Source organism: uncultured Campylobacter sp. (genome assembly GCF_938041645.1).
GTDB lineage: Bacteria > Campylobacterota > Campylobacteria > Campylobacterales > Campylobacteraceae > Campylobacter_B.
The window spans coordinates 42646-60925 of the sequence record NZ_CALIST010000010.1 but is presented as its reverse complement, the minus strand read 5'-3'; the positions used below and the strand labels follow the sequence as shown (position 1 = coordinate 60925).

Sequence of the window (18280 nt, the reverse complement as noted above, 5' to 3'; positions counted from 1 at the left end):
GAACAGATGGCAATGTTTAACCTTATTTGTTATGATAGAACTATATCTTGTATAGCTTTTCCTAGGGTATATGAAAGGATTATAACTGAACTTATAGAAAAGAAAACTGTCTATATTGAGGGAAAGATTCAAATAGATAATTATAAAGGAGAAAAAACAAATAAACTATTGGTAGATAAATTAGTGGAATTAGATAAAATTTATGAATACCCAGCAAAAAAATTATTTATCTTAATAGAGCCAGAAGATAGTTATAGATATAGTAGACTTAAAAATTTAATTAATTCTAATAAAGGAAAAACACAAATTACATTTGCTATAAAGAATAAAGATGAATAAAAAATAGAGGCTTGAGAAGCTAAAGAAAATTCTAAATGAACGGTGTCAAAATTTAGAGCAAGGCTCGCAAGAAAATTCTGACGCCGAAAATTCTGACAGCAAGAATTCTAAATTTGAAAAACTCACGGATAGCTCTAAGATAAATACGAACGAAAAGCCTAGCAAATTTGAACAAAATCCGAGTTGCGCTAGTGATTACAATAAAGAGCCTTTAGCGCTCAAAGATAGAACGAATTTTTATATAGTTCTTGCTACGGTATGCACGCTTGTGATTATGATTTTTATGTATTCACACGAACCCAATCAAACTAGATATAATCAGCTTTTTATAGTATTTCCTTTTTTCGGATTGCCCATCATAATGGAATATTTTACAAATTTTTACAATAAGAAATTTGTAAAATTTTATAATGATCGAGTTACTTATTATACAAATAAAATGCCCGAAAAACTATATTTTTAGATGATCTTAAGGATGTAAAAAGAGCCTATTTCGCAAGAGATAATGAGTGGCTTAGGAGGCAAGGCGTTTTTTATAGATTCTTCTTAAAATTTGATCCATATGCTACGATAATCGCTTTTTTATTGATCTACATATTGGTATTAGCTATCGGCGTAAGAAAATATATAGAAACAGGTAGTTCCAAAGTAATTTTTATATTAATATTGACGTTTTTGTTTTTATTCATCTCAAAATTTATATATTTTTTGGTTTTTAAATTTCAACTCAGACTTATATTCTACGATAATATAATAATCCGAGGCAAGGATAAAGATATTGCCTTTACGATAGAAACTATGGACGACTACGTCAGGATAAAAGAATTTTTTATGAGGACAAAAGACATTGATTTGGATAAGGCTCAGCGCCACGTATGGCTGGATTTTAATTAGCAATTAAGAGTTTTAGATGAAAGAAGCCGCAATCGATAAAGCATTAAATTTTAAAATTTAAAGGCAATTCTTAAAAATTAATCATTCTTTCTTGCGTAGAATCTATTTTTATCATTTCGCTTTATCGTTACTAAATACGGCTATAAGCTCTTAAATTCCATTTCCAGCTGCTTGCGCCAGTCTTGCAGTGCGCGCTCTGCGCCAGCGGCGTATTTCTTTATAAGTACGCCGCCAGAGCTTGATCAGATACACCGCCTCTGTATAGATTGATCTCTGAGATTAAATATCAGCCTTAAGCGCCGCGTCTTTGAAAAATCCCCACGTAAAGCGCGAAAACAAAACCGATCGCGACCGCGTAAGGAGCGAACTCAGTGATGCCTTTAGGCGAGCTTGCGAGCAAGAAATTATGCGCGATCGCAGCGCCCGCCGCCATGCCGATAACGAAGACGCCCGAGCTTAAATTTCCCGTGCCGGCCTGCACCAGATGCTTGCCCGGGCAGCCCTCGCTGAGACTGAAGCAAAGTCCTGCGAGCACCATGCCTAAGAAATTCCAAACGAAATCGTTGTGTGCGATAGGCTGGCCTTCAAAGCCGAGCTTGTATTGCCCAAACGCGATATTTGCGATGCTCGCAAAGGCGATGACGCTTAGTACGCCCCAAAACATCGAGAAATCGCCGCGGAAAATTCTACCGAACGCGCCGACGCTGCAAAATTTGCTTCTGTGCATCACCGCGCCCACGATAATGCCCGCAGCCAGCGAGATGCCTACTGCGGCGTGTTGCGCGCCCGGGCCTTTAGCGGAGATAAAAAGCGCGCCGCCCTCGCCTGTTTTGAGTCCGAAAATCAAGGCTGCAAGCAGCGCAGCGCCCAGTAGCACAGGCAAAATTCCGATCGCGCCGCTAAGCCTTGCCTCTTTGCTCGCCTCATAGCCGCGCTTTTTAAGCAAAAACCCAATGAGTACGCCGCAGATCAGACCCGCCAATCCGGCTAGCGCAGTCAAATCGCCGCCGCCTAGGCGCAAAAACGCGCGCCACGGGCATCCCAAAAATACAAGGCAGCCGATCATCGCGAAAATTCCTAGGAAAAATTTCGCAAACGGCGAACTGCCGGTAACCGGCGCAAACTCGCGCGTCCAAAGCACGCTTGCTAAAAAGCCGCCGAACACGAGCCCTATGATCTCCGGGCGGATGTATTGCACTGCGGCTGCTCGGTGAAAGCCCAGCGCGCCCGTGGTGTCGCGCAAAAAGCAAGCGACGCAAACGCCCATATTGCCCGGGTTTCCAAAATGCACCAGCGTCGCACCCAGCACGCCTAGCACGGCGCCTGCGATGATGTACCATTTAACGTTATTCATGAAAAAGTCCTGAAATAATCTAGATCGACCGATCTCTTAGGCGCGATTTTATCCTTTGTAAAATAAAAAGCAAATAAATTCCGATCTAAATTTACGAAAAGCGAAAGATTTAAATCACGAGGGTAGCCGATAAATTTAGACACAAGTAAATCGCGGACGTTTAAATTTAGACTCTTTGTTGCAACAAAAATGCCGAATTTATCCGCCCAAATACGACGCAGGCAAAGTGCGGAAATAGTGCAAAAACGGCGCAAGCAGGGTGCGGATAGAATGAAATCAAAAACTCGAAAATGGCTCAGACTGGGCGCATTACTTGTCTCCAATAAAAAACAAATTTCAAATGTTTTTGAAATTAAATTTCAACCTTATTTAAGTATGTAGATATATAATAATGTATTTCAATTTTATTTTAAAGGTCGGGGCATGAAAAAGCGAATTTTATTGGTGCCGCTTGCAATAGGCGCGATAGGCGGAGCGAATGCGGCCGAAAACAACGCCACGAAGTCGCAGGATCTAGGCCAAATCGTCGTGCAAGCGACGGTAAGCGCGGTCGATAACCTAAAATACGCGGGCTCGGCCGGAATTTTAACCCCAAAAGATATGAAAGCCAAAACCAACGTGATCGATTCGATCATGCAGATACCGGGCGTTGACGGCAGTATGGATATGGGGCGGCAGATCGGCAGGCAGTTTCAGATCCGCGGATTCGGATATCAAAGCGACGAGCGCGTCATCATCAAACAAGACGGCGTGCGCAGGAGCGTGGGGATGTACTCAAATATGATCTCATCCTTCCGCACCGATAGCGACATCCTAAAGCGCGTCGAGGTCATAAAGGGCGCCTCGTCCGTGCTTCACGGCTCTGGCGCAATCGGCGGTATCGTAAATATGCAAACCAAAAGCGCGAGCGATTATCTAAGCGAGGGCAAAAGCGTAGGCTTGATGCTAGGACAGAGGCTTGAATCAAACAATATGCATAGCACGCGCGGCGCGATTTACGGCAAGGGCGAGGAAATTCCGATCGACGTTTTACTCTACGGCAAGCGCGCAAGCTACGGCAACGTTAAGTTCGCAGACGGCGGCACGTACTACGCCCCGGACTACGACAAGAGCTTTAATAACGAGCATATCGATACTGGATTTTTTAAGATCGGCGCGAATTTGGACGATCACCGCATAAGCTTCAGCGCCTTTGATTACGACGAAAATTTACACACGATGTGGCAGACACTATGGCAAAATGATGCAGATCTCTTCGTAAGCGGAAATTTAAGCCAGATAGATTACGTTTTTGATTGGAGCTTTACGCCGCAAAGCCCGCTAGTGGATATGTCTTTTAAGGCCTACAAAAGCAGAGCCGAGTATAAACGCGGCTATATCGACGGCGCAGATACCGGCAGCTACACGAACAAAGACGATCGTAAGGGACTAGAGATCAAAAATATCTCGGAATTCGACACGGGCTTTTTAAATCATAGCTTCGCTTTCGGCGGCGATTACGAAAACAGGCAGGAGGATGCGATCTTTATCCAAAATGGAGCGCTAAGAGATTTCGCCTCCTTTCCGAACGAATATAATAGCTACGGACTTTTTGCGCAAGATCTGATCCGCTTGCACGATGATTTAGAGCTTACCTTAGGCGGTAGATACGATAGATTCGATCGCGACATCAAAGGCAGATCGGCTAAATTTAAAGATTCCAGATTTTCTCCGCGCGCGGCGATTGCCTATACTCTCTTTGATAAATTTACTCTTTTAGCGGGATACAGCGAGAGTTTCCGCGCGCCTACGCCGCACGAGACATCGCAAGCAGGGCCTATCAACCGAATGTATTATTACATCCCAAATCCCGATCTAAAGCCTGAAACCGTCAAAGAGTACGAGGTCGGATTTAGCTTTAAACAGGATGAAATTTTTACGGACGATCACTTCAATATGAAATTTATCTACTTTAACGGCAATATCAAAGATATGATTGACGTTAAGCCGCTACCGCATCTTGGCGTACCGCCGGGCGGCTTTTCGCAACAATACGGACAGTATCAAAATATCGATCAAGCCAAAAGACATGGTTTTGAGCTTAGCTCAAACTACCAAACGCAGGACTTTGATTTCGGCGCGAGTTTCGAACGACTTAGAATTTACAATAAAAAGACGCACGAAAACATCAATAACCACGCCAAAAAACTAAGCGCGAACATAGATTATTCGCCGCTGCAAGATTTGAGTCTAGGATTTCAGGTGAGCCACTATTTCAAACCTCACTCCAAACCCGCTTCATATTTTGCACGCGGGAGGGAGTATTTTTATGTAGATAAGTCCTTTACGATCGCTAATTTTAGAGGAAGCTACAAGATCAAAAACGGCGTTATTTCGGTGCTTGACGGCGCGGACGTGAGCTTCGGCGTAAATAATATTTTCGATCGGCATTATATCAACGCAAACCGCACGCGCGAGACTGTGGTGGTGGGTGCTGGACGAAATTTCTACGTCGATTTGGAAGTAAGATTTTAGATTAAGCTTATACGGGCGAGGCGCGGGTTAAATTTTAAAACTTACCCGAGCTTTCGCCATTCTTTCTTTTCAAATTTAAACCTCATCGCGACCTTTTGGCGATGAGGCTTAAATGTAGCATAAATTTCTAGCGCTATAAAATTCCGCAATTTTTAAAATTTAACAAACTGCAAAATTTTATGGGTCACAAAGCCCGCAAGTTGCGAAATTCTACGCCTCATCAATCGATAGCGTTGGAACTTTTTAACACCACTAGATGTTTTTTGCCCGCGAAGCTTAGCACTACGGCAGCATTATTTTCGTCGATTTCGCGCACCAGCTCTACTCGCACGTCGCTAGGTCTTGCGGTATCCGAGCTAAGCAGCTCATTTTCTAAAATGCTTCTAAATGCCGAAACCTTGGGCTCTTTTGCATCCGATCTTTCTTTTGCTCCCTCGCGAAATTCCATCGCGCCACTCTCGGCAGAGCTTACTTTAAGCGGCGAAATTTTATCCGCTGCTCTTATATTCTCGGCGCTCTCATAGTTTTCGTCCGCCTCCGTAGCTTCCGAACGCTCGGCACGCGCAACTTCATCGTAAAATTTATCGTGTGCACTCTCTTCGCTCACGTTCTCACCTCTTAAAAAATCTGCACCATCTACGCTTTTTGAATTGGTAAAATTTGCGTTCTTTGATCCGCTCTGATTTTTAAAAGAGGAGTCGCTTAAAATTTCATCTATGCCCGTCACGTCCACATCGGTGCCCTCCGTGCTAGCGTCGTCTTCAAAAACCCGCCATGTCTCGTCGATACTTTTTTGCGGCTTGTGCGATAAAAATTTTCGCACGCCGACGAAAGCCGCAGCCGCAAGAAGTAATGCTACGATTATCGGCATCACGGAAACCCCGCTGCTACCGCTTTGCGTCGTCTCATTAGCCTCACTTTTGACGCTCATCTTGCTTTGATCAAAAGCAGGGTTTTTTACGCGCAAAATTAGCTTTAAATTGCCGTCTTGAGTAAGAGCATCGACTGATAGATCGGCTCCTGTGGGGAAATTGATCTCGATATCTTTGCCCTTGGGCGCGATCGTAAAGCTTTTTAAGACCTTTTGGTTGGTGCGCATTTCGTTAAATTTCTCGTCGCCGCCAAGCCCTTTTAAAATAAGGCTCATCGACTGCCCATCGACGCGGCGCACGATGTCGGGCTTGTATGCGGAGTCAAACGCCAAGGCGATGTCCACGCTGTCGTCGTGGTTGAAAAGATCATATTGCATTAGATTAGCGCCGAGACAAAAATTTGCGATTAAAATCAAAAATATCTTTTTCATACTCTTTCCGTTAATTAAAAAGTTCGGCGATCTTGTCTTGCAGCTCGCGCCCGCCATAGTTCGCGCACAAATTTACGATCGCAGTGCCGATGATAGCGCCGTCTGCGTATTCTTTGGTGGCGCGAACATCGCTAGAGTTGCGAATGCCAAAGCCGATCGCTACGGGCAGATCGCTCATTTTTTTAAGATCTGCGACCATATTTTTAAGGCGCGAGATCGGAGTTTGCTTGCTTCCGGTCACGCCGATAGCGCCCACGCCGTAGATGAAGCCCCGCGCGCGGCTCAAAACTCGCGCGGCGCGGTGCTCGCTCGTAACGCTAATAAGCGGGATGAGCGCGATACCGAACTCCTCGCAAAGCGCGAAAATTTCTTCGTTTTCTTCATACGGCAGATCGGGGATTATTAGTCCGCTGATGCCGTAGCGCGCCGCCTGCGCTACAAACTCGCGCGCGCCATAGGCAAAGATCACGTTGTAATAGACCAAAAACACGAGCGGCTTGCGCGTTTGCACCCCTTTTAAAATTTCAAATACCTTCTCCGCGCTTACGCCGTTTTGCACCGCGGAGAAGCTCGCCTTAAAAATTTCCGGACCGTCTGCGAGCGGATCGGAATACGGGATGCCAATCTCAAGCAGATCGATCGCGCTTTCGTCTAAATTTGACAAAAACTCCTTCGTGTGCGCGGGGCTCGGGTAGCCCGCCACGATGTAGCCGATGTTTGCCTTTTTGGCGGTGAAGGCCGCCTTGATCTTATCCATAAATCGTTCCTTTTTTGTAATTCATCACGGTATCCATATCCTTATCGCCCCTGCCGCTTACGTTTACGACGATCGTTTTTTTGCCCTTTAGCTGTGGGCAGAGCTTTTGCAAATACGCTAACGCATGCGCGCTTTCGATCGCGGGGATGATGCCTTCGAGCCTACAGAGCAGTTTAAGCGCCGTGATACACTCATCATCGGTTACCGCTTCATATTTTGCGCGACTTATCTCGTGCAGATGCGCGTGCTCCGGACCCACGCCGGGATAATCAAGCCCCGCCGAGATGCTGTGAACAGGCTCGATCATGCCGAATTTATCCTGCAGTACGATCGTTTTCATGCCGTGGATGATGCCCGCGCGCCCATTGGTAATGGTCGCTGCGTGATAAGGGGTATGCGCGCCCAAGCCGCCCGCTTCGACGCCGATGAGTTGCACGCTAGGATCATCCACAAACGCGCTAAAAATTCCTATCGCATTGCTTCCGCCTCCTACGCAGGCTAGGACGTAATTGGCCTTGATCCCCTTGCTCGCAAGCTGCGATTTGGTCTCGGTGCCGATGACGCTTTGAAAATCCCTAACCATCTTAGGATACGGATGCGGTCCGACCGCCGAGCCGATGACATAAAATACGCTCTCGATCTCGTTCACCCACGCCTGAATCGCCGCGGTGGTCGCCTCTTTGAGCGTTTTAAGACCGGTGCCGATTTTAATCAAATTTGCGCCCAAAAGCTGCATCCTAAAGGCGTTGAGCTGCTGGCGCGCAGCGTCGGTCTCGCCCATATACACGTCGCATTCAAGCCCAAATAGCGCCGCTGCCGTCGCTGTCGCTACGCCGTGCTGACCTGCGCCGGTTTCGGCGATGATCTTTTTTTTGCCCATTTTTTTGGCGAGCAACGCTTGCGCTAGGGCGTTATTGATCTTATGGGCGCCCGTGTGGTTAAGATCCTCGCGCTTTAGATAAATTTCATGCCCGTAGTGCTCGCTAAGGCGCACGGCGTGATATAGCGGCGTCGGACGCCCCGCATATTCGCGCAGCAAGTAACCTAGCTCGTCTTTAAATTCCTTCGTCTGCGCTATGGTATTGTACGCATCCTCCAGCTCCTCGAGCGCAAACATTGCCGTCTCCGGCACGAATTGCCCGCCGAAACTCCCGAAATACGCCTTTTTATTCATCCTATCTCCTCACATTAAATCGCAAGATTATATAAAATTTCGCGTTAAATTTCGCTTTTTTGACGGCACCTTTTGCGACGCTCTTCTAAATTTATCAGATATGCAGCCGCAAAAAACGCGCGGCATAAAATAGTAAATTTTAAAATTTACACTTCAAATTGCGGCTAATGTTTTGCTTGATGAGTAGCCCCAACTTCGTAAATTTGAAGAATTTATAAATTTATTTGCTTTCATTGCCAATATCGCTCTTTTTAGAATTACCGATAGGACAAATTATATTGTCGGCATCTGTAAGTCTTAATTTTTTCCATTCTTCAAAGCTATTAACTCTAATCAGATTATGTGGGATCTTTGACGATTCATCAATAATCTCAAGACACTCGCTCGTTTCTCTTTTAAAATACTGCATAATAAGGTGGTTATCGCTATTTTCCAGAGCCTTTTTTATACATTTTGCTTTTAATTCAACATAATCACTATTGCTTAGAGAATTTTTTGAAAAAAGCCTTATTGGGGCGCACTCGCTAATTATTTCCGTATAAATCATACGAAAAACAAAAAACGAAATAATCAGCAAAAATGGTAATAGAATAATGTTTTTGTATTGCCTTAAAAATTTCATTTTATTTCCTTGTTGGGAATTTTTAAATTTTATAGTGCTTGATTTGGATCTGGAGTAGTTAGCGTTTATGCTTGAAAGCTTAGAATTTGAATACCTTACTATGTTGTTTGCTTTTAAGCTCGCAGCCATTATATTGATACAAAATAGGGCTACTATTAATTTCAAGCACTTATTCATATTTATTTTCATCAAAATTATAAAATTGAATATTCTCAAAATTTTCTAATTCAAGATAGTCCTCTCCTGCGACGTTAAAAATCTCCAGCTCTTTTACACATTCACCCCAGTGAAGTAGGAATTCCGTTTCATAGTGTGAATCGCTGGATACTAACATATCTATCGCCGGATATGGTATGCCTTCATAATCTAGTAAATTTTGATCCACTACTTCAAAGACAAAGGCCTTAAAGCCTGCGTCCTCCTCAATCTTTTTAATTCTTAAATTATTAAGCTGCTTAATAAGTTTATCCTTACCGGGAAACTCATGCTTTAGCATAACATTTAAAAATTTATTTAGCTCCTCGCCAAAGGCAGGATTATTGAAGCTCTTTTCTTGGTCCACAATACGTTCCTGTGTTAATTTTATCCCGCGAAGCATCCATAAATAGATTATGAGTGCTTAGGTGTATATCGTTACTGGCATATAAATTTGAGCCTTTGATATTTATAGCGGTATCTTTATTGCTATCCGTTAAAATTTTAATATTATTGCCGCTAAGATTAGAGGCTACGGAGTTACTTGATTTGGAACTATCTTTGGAAGTGGTTCCGCTAAGCTCTGCGGAGGCGCCTACGCTAAAGCCCCAGGTAACCCAGCTAGAGGATGCGGCAGATCCTTGAGAGATGAGGGCGGCGGTTAAAAGAGCAAGGGTAAAGTAAGAAAGCCGTTTTATAAATTTCATCTCTTTTATATATCTATTTTTCATAAATTTTAGAATTTTTTAAAATCTATCTACTCATTGAGTGCTATTGTTTTCTGATTCCATTTTTCTTAATTCCTTGCTTGCTCTATGATAAACATTAAATTTTTTGCAAACTCTACCTTCGGCGGTAATATATCTTACTAAATCTATATCTTTCGTATCGATTGCTATCAATAATCTACCCATCAACCTCTCCTCTGCAAAAAACATATAATCGCACCTCGCGGACGTATCGCACATATAAATTAAAAACAAAAACAAGATTACTATGGTGCAAATTATAAATTTTAATGCTTTAATGATTTTGCTTTTTATCATTTGTCTATTCTCCTAAGTTCACTATTTTCCCATTTTTATATATTACTTTATCAGAACCTATATGCGGTACAACATAATAGTAGCCCTTGTAGGCTATAATTTCTCTATCTGGTTCTAATAAACTCAATTCTTTTTGTATATCGCTTCCGCCAATATAACATACAGTCAACTCTATAGGCATGTTGGGATTATTTTTATACTTTTCTAATTTTAGAAATTCTTGCTGTAGCTTTTTTGCAGTTTCTATGGCTGAATCATTAGGAAAACTAAATAATGTAATGCCTTCTTTATCTGAAATACCATGATCTGCATAGGTTATTTTATCGGAAGGGTTATATTTATCCATACCTATTTTATTAACCTTTTCTATAAGCTGCGATATAATATTTCTATTTGATTTCGGACCCAATTTATTTATATCCACATTCCTACTTTTTGAATAATCGAGTCCTGAGAAAATTCGCAAGTTATTTATCAATGTGCTTTTATTCGCCATAGAGTTACTAGCCGAAAAACTATATAGACCGATGTTGGAATTTCCTTTTGAGCTTATGCCTAGAGCCTTATTGAAATAATTGAGGCTATCTGTTGCCCTAGCGTTAGCTCTTGTCTCCTGATTACCATTCATATCGGCTCGATAAATTCCATCCTTAAAATCTTGTAAATGGCTGTTTTCATGCGACTGTACAAAATAAAAACTGCTAAAATCGGTTTTTATATTATTGTGTTTATCTGTAGAGAATACAGTTGTAATAGTTTGGTTTTTGGGATTAAAATTTCCCATTAATACTTGACTATTTTTACCATCAGGGCTCGCTAGATATACCGCTGTGATATCCGTTCTTAAACCCATAGCATAGTTCTTGGCATTCATATATGCCTCTTGAATTTGTTTCTTTTCTGCTAGGCTTAGGCTTTTATCACTCATAGCTTTAGCAAAAGATTCACCAAATTCTTTATCGAATTCATAGCTTGTATTATATCTACCAAGCTCCGTAAAATATTTATCAAACGATATGTCTCCCATCAATATATTATATCCGACATTTCCTATCATAGAAGCGCGATTATAATCATCCTTTATCTCCTTCCTTCCCCCTTCGCTAAACAATCTCATATCCACGCTTGCATCAACGTTAGAGTTTAGCTTGGTAGAGTATAGCTCTTTATTTAGCTTGGAGCTGTCTCTGTTTAATCTTCTAAGATCGTCTGAGTTATATAGAGCTTTATTGTTAGGATCAGATTGTAAAGAAGCTAGCTCATCTTTGCTTAAAGAGCTTATATCTTTATCTCCTACTATAAGCTCTCCTTTTCCTATAGTAGCTAGGCTTTTACTCATAGAGTAGGATAGGTTTCTATTATTAGAGTAGTTAATCGATGAAATTTTAGACTTAGGATCGGTATTGCTCTCTTTAGATTGAGCGCTCTTACTATCACTAGCTTGGCTACCTCCATCTTTACTTCCGCTTTCTCCCTGTTGCGGATCTTTAAAAGCATAATTGGTTCCTATGCTTAAAGAATTTGATTTGTCGTATCTGGTGTTGCTTAAATTTGAAAAAGTTAGGGTATCTGTTTTTAATCTAAGCTTGCCGTTATCTATGAAATTTCCATTCTCGTCATAGTAGCCTGCGGCTATTAACGATCCTTTTAGATCTGTGTTAGCTCCTACTTCTATGTTTAACTCTTTAGCGGTTATGCTAGATAGCACGGTCTGTTTTACCATAGTGCTTGATTTGGATCTAAAGTAGTTAGCGTTTATGCTTGAAAGCTTGGAATCCTTATACCTTACTATGTTGTTGCTTATGGCATAAGGACGAGAAGGATCGGAGGTTGTTTTAGTTCCGCTTATGCCTATACCTGCCCCTATAGAGCTTGATTTGCTATCGTAATTATAGCTATCTCGCAAGCTTGCTAGGCTTAGATCATGTCCTACCTTTAAAGCTAAAGCGTTATCCGCTCTAAGGTTAGCTCCTTTTATTAAAGCGTCGTTACTAGCTAAGGCATATATATTATGTCCTGCATAAACTTTAGCGTTATTGTGGCTAAGGCTTTCCTCTTTCATATTGCTTTTAGAGTAATCAAGCCCTGCGCTTCCTCCTCCGCCTCCATACATAGTGGCAGATACTCTTCCGCTTATGGTTTTAGAGCTTTGTTTAGCTTCATAGCTATCTTGCGAAGCATCGATAAAGAGATTATGAGTGTTTAGATATATATCGTTACTAGCATATAAATTTGAGCCTTTGATATTTATAGCGGTATCTTTATTGCTATCAGTTAAAATTTTAATATTCTTGCCGCTAAGATTAGAGGCTACGGAGCTGGTTGATTTAGAGCTATCTTTGGAAGTGGTTCCGCTAAGCTCTGCGGAGGCGCCTACGCTAAAGCCCCAGGTAACCCAGCTAGAGGATGCGGCAGATCCTTGAGAGATGAGGGCGGCGGTTTTAGAGGCTACGTTGGCAGTAGCCAGAGCGATATTTGATAGATAGTATTTCTCCTCGTCCTTTACGTCCTCTATGATGTTTTGTAGGTCTTCAATATCGGAGTAGTCTATGCCTACCTCTTTAGCCTTATAGCGGTTTTTTAACTCGACAAGCTTGTCCTGCAGAGCATTTTTCTGATCCTTATACTCCTTGTATTGCTTTTTGGTCTGATTGAGCTGTTTTATTGCTTCCGCTAAAGCAATAGCCGCAGGAGCGAGCTGGGCGTATTCGTTTTGTACGGTAAGAGATAGGGATCCTTCCAGATGTTTAGAGCTAGATGAGGAGCTTGCGGTATCGGTGGAATTTATTATATTTATATTTCCATCTTTAGATATTAAGTTAAGATCCTCTTCGGCCTTTAAATTTGAACCTATAACGCTTAGGCCATTATCTCCTCTAAGAGTTATATTTTTAGCCTCCATATTAGAAGAGACGGTCTCGGTACCGTATAAGTTCGTATTGGATTTATCGTATGAGGCGGACGCTATTTTGGCTTTAAGGCTGGTATCTTTTTTAAACTCGTCCAAGGATTTAGGCTTCATCTGATTTAGCGAGTCTTTCGCTTTAGTAATAGATACGGAGGTGCTTTTTCGCGAGCTTTGTTCGCTGTATTCGTTAGCGGCAGCGGATATCGTTAGGTTTTTGGCATCTACATTTATATCTCCGCCCGCTTTCATATTTGAAGTTATAAAAGCTGTAGGAGAGTTTAAATTTATATCGCCCGCAGCTTTGATATCGGATAGTTTCGATATACCTTCTTTTACCTGCTTGCTATTATAATCCGACCTATATACCTCGGTAAGGCTACTACCGCCTATCTTTTCTATCCCGGCCTCTAATGCGATATTATCCATTGCCCCTACGGAAGCTGCTATCGCTACCGGATAGTTGAACACCGAGAGCGGATTGAAGCTTCTTTTCTTATGGGCGCTTAGCTCCTCTTTATACTCCTTGGCCGCTAGGATATTTATGGAATTTCCCGCGCCTAAGTTTAGATTGCGTCCGCTTGAAATATCCGCGGATATTAGGCTTAGATCGTTCTTTGCTCTTAAGCTTATATCTGCTGTTTCGCTAGACAGGGAGGAGCTTTGTAAATTTTGCTTATAAAGCGAGTGCATATCCATACTAGCTTTCAATCCGCCTAAAGAGGATTTGGAGCTATTTTTATAGTTTAAAAAGTTATAGCTTAGAGGCGATATATTTATATTGTTTCCCGCCTGCATATCTATGGCTTCTTTAGCTTTTAACGTAGAGCCCGCTATATTGATATCCGCTTCTTGCGAGCTAAGCATTATATTTTTAGCGCTTATGCTGGTAGGTACTACGCTTTGATTTAGAATTTTAGTAGTAGTGCTTTTTTTAGACACAAAGCCCTTCTCTTTAAATTCGCTCTCGTAGTAGGCGCTATCGATATCTCCGCTTAGATTTATGGAGTTCTTTGCCTGCAGTAAAGCATCACCGCTGCGCGCATTAATATCCGCTCCGCTTATGGCTATACCGCCTGCTTTAATTAGGATATTATCTTTGGCGTTAAGTTTGGAGCCTGTATTCTTAACGATATCCTCTTTATAGTATCCGCCCTTGCTTTTAAAATTATAGCTTAGCTTCTCCTCTGCGCTATTTATATTTACGTCCTTTGCGGCGTTTAGGATTAAATTTGCAGCCGAGTCTATGCTCGCTCCGCTTAGGCTTATATCGCGAGCCGCATTTAATGCTACGCTGCCCTCGGTAGATTTTATATTTGAGATAGTGCTTATATAGGTGCTGCTTTGATCGCCGTAGGCTCTATTTAGGTTTATCTCTTTACTTAGAGTTTTATGTATTATATCTCTGCCGGCGTTTAAGCTTACGCTACGTCCTTGTATCAAAGAGGATGCGTTTATTATATCCTTTTTGACCGATATGCTTAGGGCGTTCGCGGCGATGATGGAGGCGGAGTTTAAATTTGATACGCTGCCCGCTTTGAGGCTCATATTAGAGCCCGCGTAGATTATCCCTTTGTTTCTAAGATCGCCGTTTACGCTTAGATCTATGCTGCCTCCTGCGTATATCAAAGAAGGTGCGGATCTAAGTAGAGTGCCGTCATCTTCCTCCGAAGAGTTCAAGGAGATCCTTTTTTTATCATAAAGCAAGCTTAGCTTATTGTGCATATATGAAAAATCCGGTATCAGCTCGCTATAAACGTAGAAGGTGTTATAAAATTTACTGCTTATAGGCGAAAAGAGATTGTTTATATAGCTAGGCCTAATGATATCTTGCATATCCGCTTCGTTATTAAGGCTAGGCGCAAGATCGTTTTTATCGAGATTTAAAGCGTTAGGATTAAGGAGCCCCTTGCCTATTAGAGAGTAATCTATTTTAGAAAAAGCTTCCTTTATAAGAGTAGGAGCGTTAGCAGAGTTTATCTGCCCGTGTGAGTTTAAATTTGAAATATCCCCCGCATAGCCTTTTATATCTTTTTTAGCTCCTATTATGGAGATAATAGCAGGCTGGGAGTAGTAGATATTCTTTTGGTCGCTATAGCCACCGTGCATTTTGCGCTTTTTGCCTCTCCATCTATATTCCGCCTGACTTATCATGCTATGATTTAGACTTAAAGAGCGGTTGTTTAGGCTCTTTACATTTAAGAGCAGATCGTTATAGGCATAAATTACGCTCTTATCGTTATTTAGCTCATCTATGTTAAGGTTGCTATCCCCTGCGGAGATTATGTTTGAGCCCATAAATTTACTTAGGCTATCTTCCGTTATATACTCTTTATTGATGCTGTAGCTTATCTGCCTTAATCTCTCCTTCTTATGAGGCTTACTTCTTCTTATGCCGAAGAGATTATCTTTTAAGCTTAACGTTATAGCGTCATATAGCCTAGTATCCTCCCCTGGAAGCCTAGTATCTTTATATAAGCTTAATACATATAGATTCATATCCTGCTCGCTAAGCTCTTCCATGATCTTAGCGTTTAGCTCGTCCTGGCTAATATTGGGATTTTGCTTAAGGATGCGCTCTTTTATCTCGGCTGCATTGACCTTTAAAGGTATGGCTACGCCGCTGCAACCCCAACCATCCCCATTGCAGGTAAAATCTATATTATAACCGGTGCTTTGAACCCTCTTTACGGGCTCGTTAACCGAGCGGTTGTTTAGCTTTTTAGCGCCGATATTAAGAGCACCCCTTGCATATATCAAAGAGGAGGCGTTAATGATCTCGTCTGCCTTGCCCTCCCCGCCTCTTTCATTAAAAATATTTAAATTTCTTTGAGAGATGATGTTAGATAGCGCTTCGTTGCTAAGAAAGCTCGTATTTATAACTATATCCCCTCCGCTAAGTATATTGGACGCGTCCTGATTGAGGATATTTTTAGCGTTTAAAGCTATGCCGTTTTGCGCATAGATGAGAGCTTTTTTGTTGATTAGGCTTTCAGAGTTTGTTATCAGCTCGTCCCCTGCGATTAAAGAGCCTAAATTTGAAATTTGCTCCTTTGTTTTTAAAGCCAAATTCCCAAGCGCTGCTATGATGCTTTCGTTTTTGATACCCTTTGCGTTTATAATCAGATCTTTATTGGAGATCAGCCTTTGCAAGGCAATGAAGCTTCCCTGTAAGTTCAAGTATATATCGCCGCTTGCGTAGATCCCTCCGTTATAGCTCAAATCGTCCTTTAGCCCCAGATATAAACTACCGTCAGAGCTTAGCTTACCTAAAGCACTAAGACTATCTAGGTTTAAAGCGAGATCCCCTTTGGAGCTTATCAGCCCCTCTTCATTATTAAGAGCGCCTTTGTTTATGATTAAATTTCCTCCGCTTAGGATAGAGCCTTTGGAGTTATCTATACTGTCGTAGCCTAAAAGAGCGCCTCCTAAGGAGATGATCTTTGAGCTTTCGTTGCGTAGATTGTTGCCGCGCAAGCTTAAGCCCTCTTGTACTATAAAGGTAGAACCTGAAAGGTTATAAAAATTTGGAATTTCGGAATCCAGCGCCCTTAATACCATCAAGCTGTTATCGTTTAAAAGGCTATCTTTTATATCCAAATAGCTTTCGTTTGAAAGTATCGCTCCGCCTATATTTGATATGTGCTCCGCGCTTATTACGCTAAGCTCGTTTTTGGAGGGAGGGACAACTCCCGCTTTGGAAGGATCTTTGGCTTCATCCAAGCCCAGCTCATTTAGCCTTTCGCTCTTAGCCGCTCCTATTACGGCTCTATCTTTGTTGCTTAGGCTTCTAGCCTCTATCTTTAAGGCGGAGCTTGAGCTTATGGTGCCTTTTATATTATCTAGTCTATCCGCTTTTAGCTTTAGAGTATTAGCCTGTATATTTCCTCTGTTTTCTACCGAGGAGGTTTTTATACCCAGATTGGAGGCTGAAATTTTAGAGCCCTTTTGGTTGGAGATGGTCTTTGAGCCGATTTGAGTCTGTCCGTTGGAACCCAGCTTTCCTTCATTTATCAGATCTCCGTTAGCGTCTATCTTTAAAGAGCTGTCCGCTAAGATAGCCCCTTTATTATTGATGCCCGCTCCATCTTTAGTAGATATTATATTTATCTTACCCGCGTACATTCCGCCTAGAGCCGAGGAGTCTATGGATACACCCCTAGGATGCGATCCCCCTCCTTGCTCGATCTTTAGATTATCCTGCCTCAATCCGGAGTCTGTATTTTTTAAAGATACCTTACCATCCGTCGCTACTACGTTGATCTCGTTTGCGTAAATTTTACCCTCCAGCTTTAGACTATTAGATATTACGTTTAGATAATCTCCGTTGTCGTTTAGGCCGTCCGCTCCTATATTTATAGAGCCTTCCTTGCTTATGTTTAGGGATTTAAGATGTCCGTTTTCATAGGTGGGTGTGGTGGTGCTTAACGTAGTGGAGGAGGAATTTATTATGGTAGCGCCGTTTACGTTGATGCCGCTAGGATTAGCGATGATAAGATCGGCTTTTCTGCCCGCTATTTCTATATTACCCTGTAAATTTGAAGGAAGAGGCGAGTTTACCTGATTGATTATAAGCTTAGCTTCGCCGCGATTGAGCCTCGGATTTGGCGGTATATAGCCTGCAGTTTTACTTATGGATCCTGCTTGAGAGTTATTAAATACCGTACCCTCTTTGGGAGTGTTAAATTTAGAGTATTCGTTGATAGAAACCCCTTTATCGTTAGGAGAGGCTATATCTATTTGAGTGGCGGGAGCATTCGGAGTTTGAGACACCGAAGCTCTATGATTTACGGGAGCGGAGTTATCGGGTATTATCTCGCAATATGAAAAACAAGGAGCCAGCAAACCAATAAGCAAAAGAGCGGCAAGGCGTTTCTTTGCTTGGGTAAAGACGCCGAAATATTCTTTTGTATCAGTAGAAGCGCCAAGTCGCCCCGAGCCATTAAAAATAGAGCTTAAACATAAAATTTGCATACTTATATCCTCCGATTGCGATGGTTTTATATCTTAAATTTCTTGAATACTTTCTTAAAAAAATAGTAAATTTCAAATATTTTATTTAAAATTCATTTGAATTTATTTTAAGGTTCGGCGTAGGCGCAGGACTGCTATTTCTCGGCTCTTAGCAGGGTATATCTACGCTAAAAATAGTTAGCTAAATTTAGCAAGTGTTATAT

Annotated in this window: 12 protein-coding genes; 3 read left to right on the top strand and 9 right to left on the bottom strand. The window is 42.0% G+C overall.

The genetic code is table 11. From position 1 onward, the window contains the following. Together Q0600_RS01130 and Q0600_RS01125 are read left to right on the top strand one after the other, a co-directional pair. Positions 1-339, top strand: a 339-nt coding sequence (locus Q0600_RS01130; RefSeq protein WP_298755913.1) for a hypothetical protein, incomplete at its 5' end; no start/stop codon positions are given. 666 nt (positions 340-1005) lie between these two features. Further along, on the top strand, positions 1006-1233 hold the full coding sequence (locus Q0600_RS01125; RefSeq protein ID WP_298755910.1) for a hypothetical protein: 228 nt from the start codon (positions 1006-1008) through the stop codon (positions 1231-1233). 292 nt (positions 1234-1525) lie between these two features. On the opposite strand, the gene yedE is transcribed toward Q0600_RS01125, so the two are convergent. After that, entirely contained in the window at positions 1526-2587 is a 1062-nt protein-coding gene (yedE, locus tag Q0600_RS01120) for a YedE family putative selenium transporter (protein WP_298755907.1), read from the bottom strand. 423 nt (positions 2588-3010) lie between these two features. Here yedE and Q0600_RS01115 point away from each other — a divergent pair, with 423 nt between their 5' ends. Continuing rightward, positions 3011-5101 (top strand): TonB-dependent receptor, encoded by a 2091-nt coding sequence (locus Q0600_RS01115; RefSeq protein WP_298755904.1) that lies wholly within the window; start codon positions 3011-3013, stop codon positions 5099-5101. A 220-nt stretch (positions 5102-5321) separates the two neighbouring features. On the opposite strand, the gene Q0600_RS01110 is transcribed toward Q0600_RS01115, so the two are convergent. From Q0600_RS01110 to Q0600_RS01075, 8 genes are all read right to left on the bottom strand, one after another. Beyond that, positions 5322-6404: a hypothetical protein gene (locus tag Q0600_RS01110; RefSeq protein ID WP_298755900.1), complete on the bottom strand. Its 1083-nt coding sequence runs from the start codon at positions 6402-6404 to the stop codon at positions 5322-5324. Between the two features lie 10 nt (positions 6405-6414). Further along, on the bottom strand, positions 6415-7161 hold the full coding sequence (trpA, locus tag Q0600_RS01105) for a tryptophan synthase subunit alpha (RefSeq protein ID WP_298755897.1): 747 nt from the start codon (positions 7159-7161) through the stop codon (positions 6415-6417). Then, positions 7154-8335, bottom strand: a complete 1182-nt coding sequence (trpB, locus tag Q0600_RS01100; protein ID WP_298755894.1) for a tryptophan synthase subunit beta — start codon at positions 8333-8335, stop codon at positions 7154-7156. Before trpB ends, trpA begins: the two co-directional genes overlap by 8 nt. Positions 8336-8555: 220 nt before the next feature. Next, a complete protein-coding gene (locus tag Q0600_RS01095; RefSeq protein WP_298755891.1) occupies positions 8556-8957 on the bottom strand; it encodes a hypothetical protein in 402 nt (133 codons plus the stop codon). 169 nt (positions 8958-9126) lie between these two features. Continuing rightward, on the bottom strand, positions 9127-9519 hold the full coding sequence (locus tag Q0600_RS01090) for a hypothetical protein (RefSeq protein WP_298755889.1): 393 nt from the start codon (positions 9517-9519) through the stop codon (positions 9127-9129). Then, positions 9494-9859, bottom strand: a complete 366-nt coding sequence (locus Q0600_RS01085) for a hemagglutinin repeat-containing protein (RefSeq protein WP_298755886.1) — start codon at positions 9857-9859, stop codon at positions 9494-9496. Before Q0600_RS01085 ends, Q0600_RS01090 begins: the two co-directional genes overlap by 26 nt. 54 nt (positions 9860-9913) lie before the next feature. Further along, positions 9914-10066 (bottom strand): hypothetical protein, encoded by a 153-nt coding sequence (locus Q0600_RS01080; RefSeq protein ID WP_298755883.1) that lies wholly within the window; start codon positions 10064-10066, stop codon positions 9914-9916. 136 nt (positions 10067-10202) lie between these two features. Next, positions 10203-18077, bottom strand: a complete 7875-nt coding sequence (locus Q0600_RS01075; protein ID WP_298755882.1) for a hemagglutinin repeat-containing protein — start codon at positions 18075-18077, stop codon at positions 10203-10205. Positions 18078-18280 lie beyond the last annotated feature (203 nt).

What these genes read in the sequence shown, in the direction of transcription:
- Q0600_RS01085 (WP_298755886.1), bottom strand. Translation starts at nt 9,859, where the DNA reads ATGAAATTTATAAAACGGCTTTCTTACTTTACCCTTGCTCTTTTAACC.
- Q0600_RS01110 (WP_298755900.1), bottom strand. Translation starts at nt 6,404, where the DNA reads ATGAAAAAGATATTTTTGATTTTAATCGCAAATTTTTGTCTCGGCGCT.
- Q0600_RS01080 (WP_298755883.1), bottom strand. Translation starts at nt 10,066, where the DNA reads ATGGGTAGATTATTGATAGCAATCGATACGAAAGATATAGATTTAGTA.
- Q0600_RS01115 (WP_298755904.1), top strand. Translation starts at nt 3,011, where the DNA reads ATGAAAAAGCGAATTTTATTGGTGCCGCTTGCAATAGGCGCGATAGGC.
- trpB (WP_298755894.1), bottom strand. Translation starts at nt 8,335, where the DNA reads ATGAATAAAAAGGCGTATTTCGGGAGTTTCGGCGGGCAATTCGTGCCG.
- trpA (WP_298755897.1), bottom strand. Translation starts at nt 7,161, where the DNA reads ATGGATAAGATCAAGGCGGCCTTCACCGCCAAAAAGGCAAACATCGGC.
- yedE (WP_298755907.1), bottom strand. Translation starts at nt 2,587, where the DNA reads ATGAATAACGTTAAATGGTACATCATCGCAGGCGCCGTGCTAGGCGTG.
- Q0600_RS01075 (WP_298755882.1), bottom strand. Translation starts at nt 18,077, where the DNA reads ATGCAAATTTTATGTTTAAGCTCTATTTTTAATGGCTCGGGGCGACTT.
- Q0600_RS01095 (WP_298755891.1), bottom strand. Translation starts at nt 8,957, where the DNA reads ATGAAATTTTTAAGGCAATACAAAAACATTATTCTATTACCATTTTTG.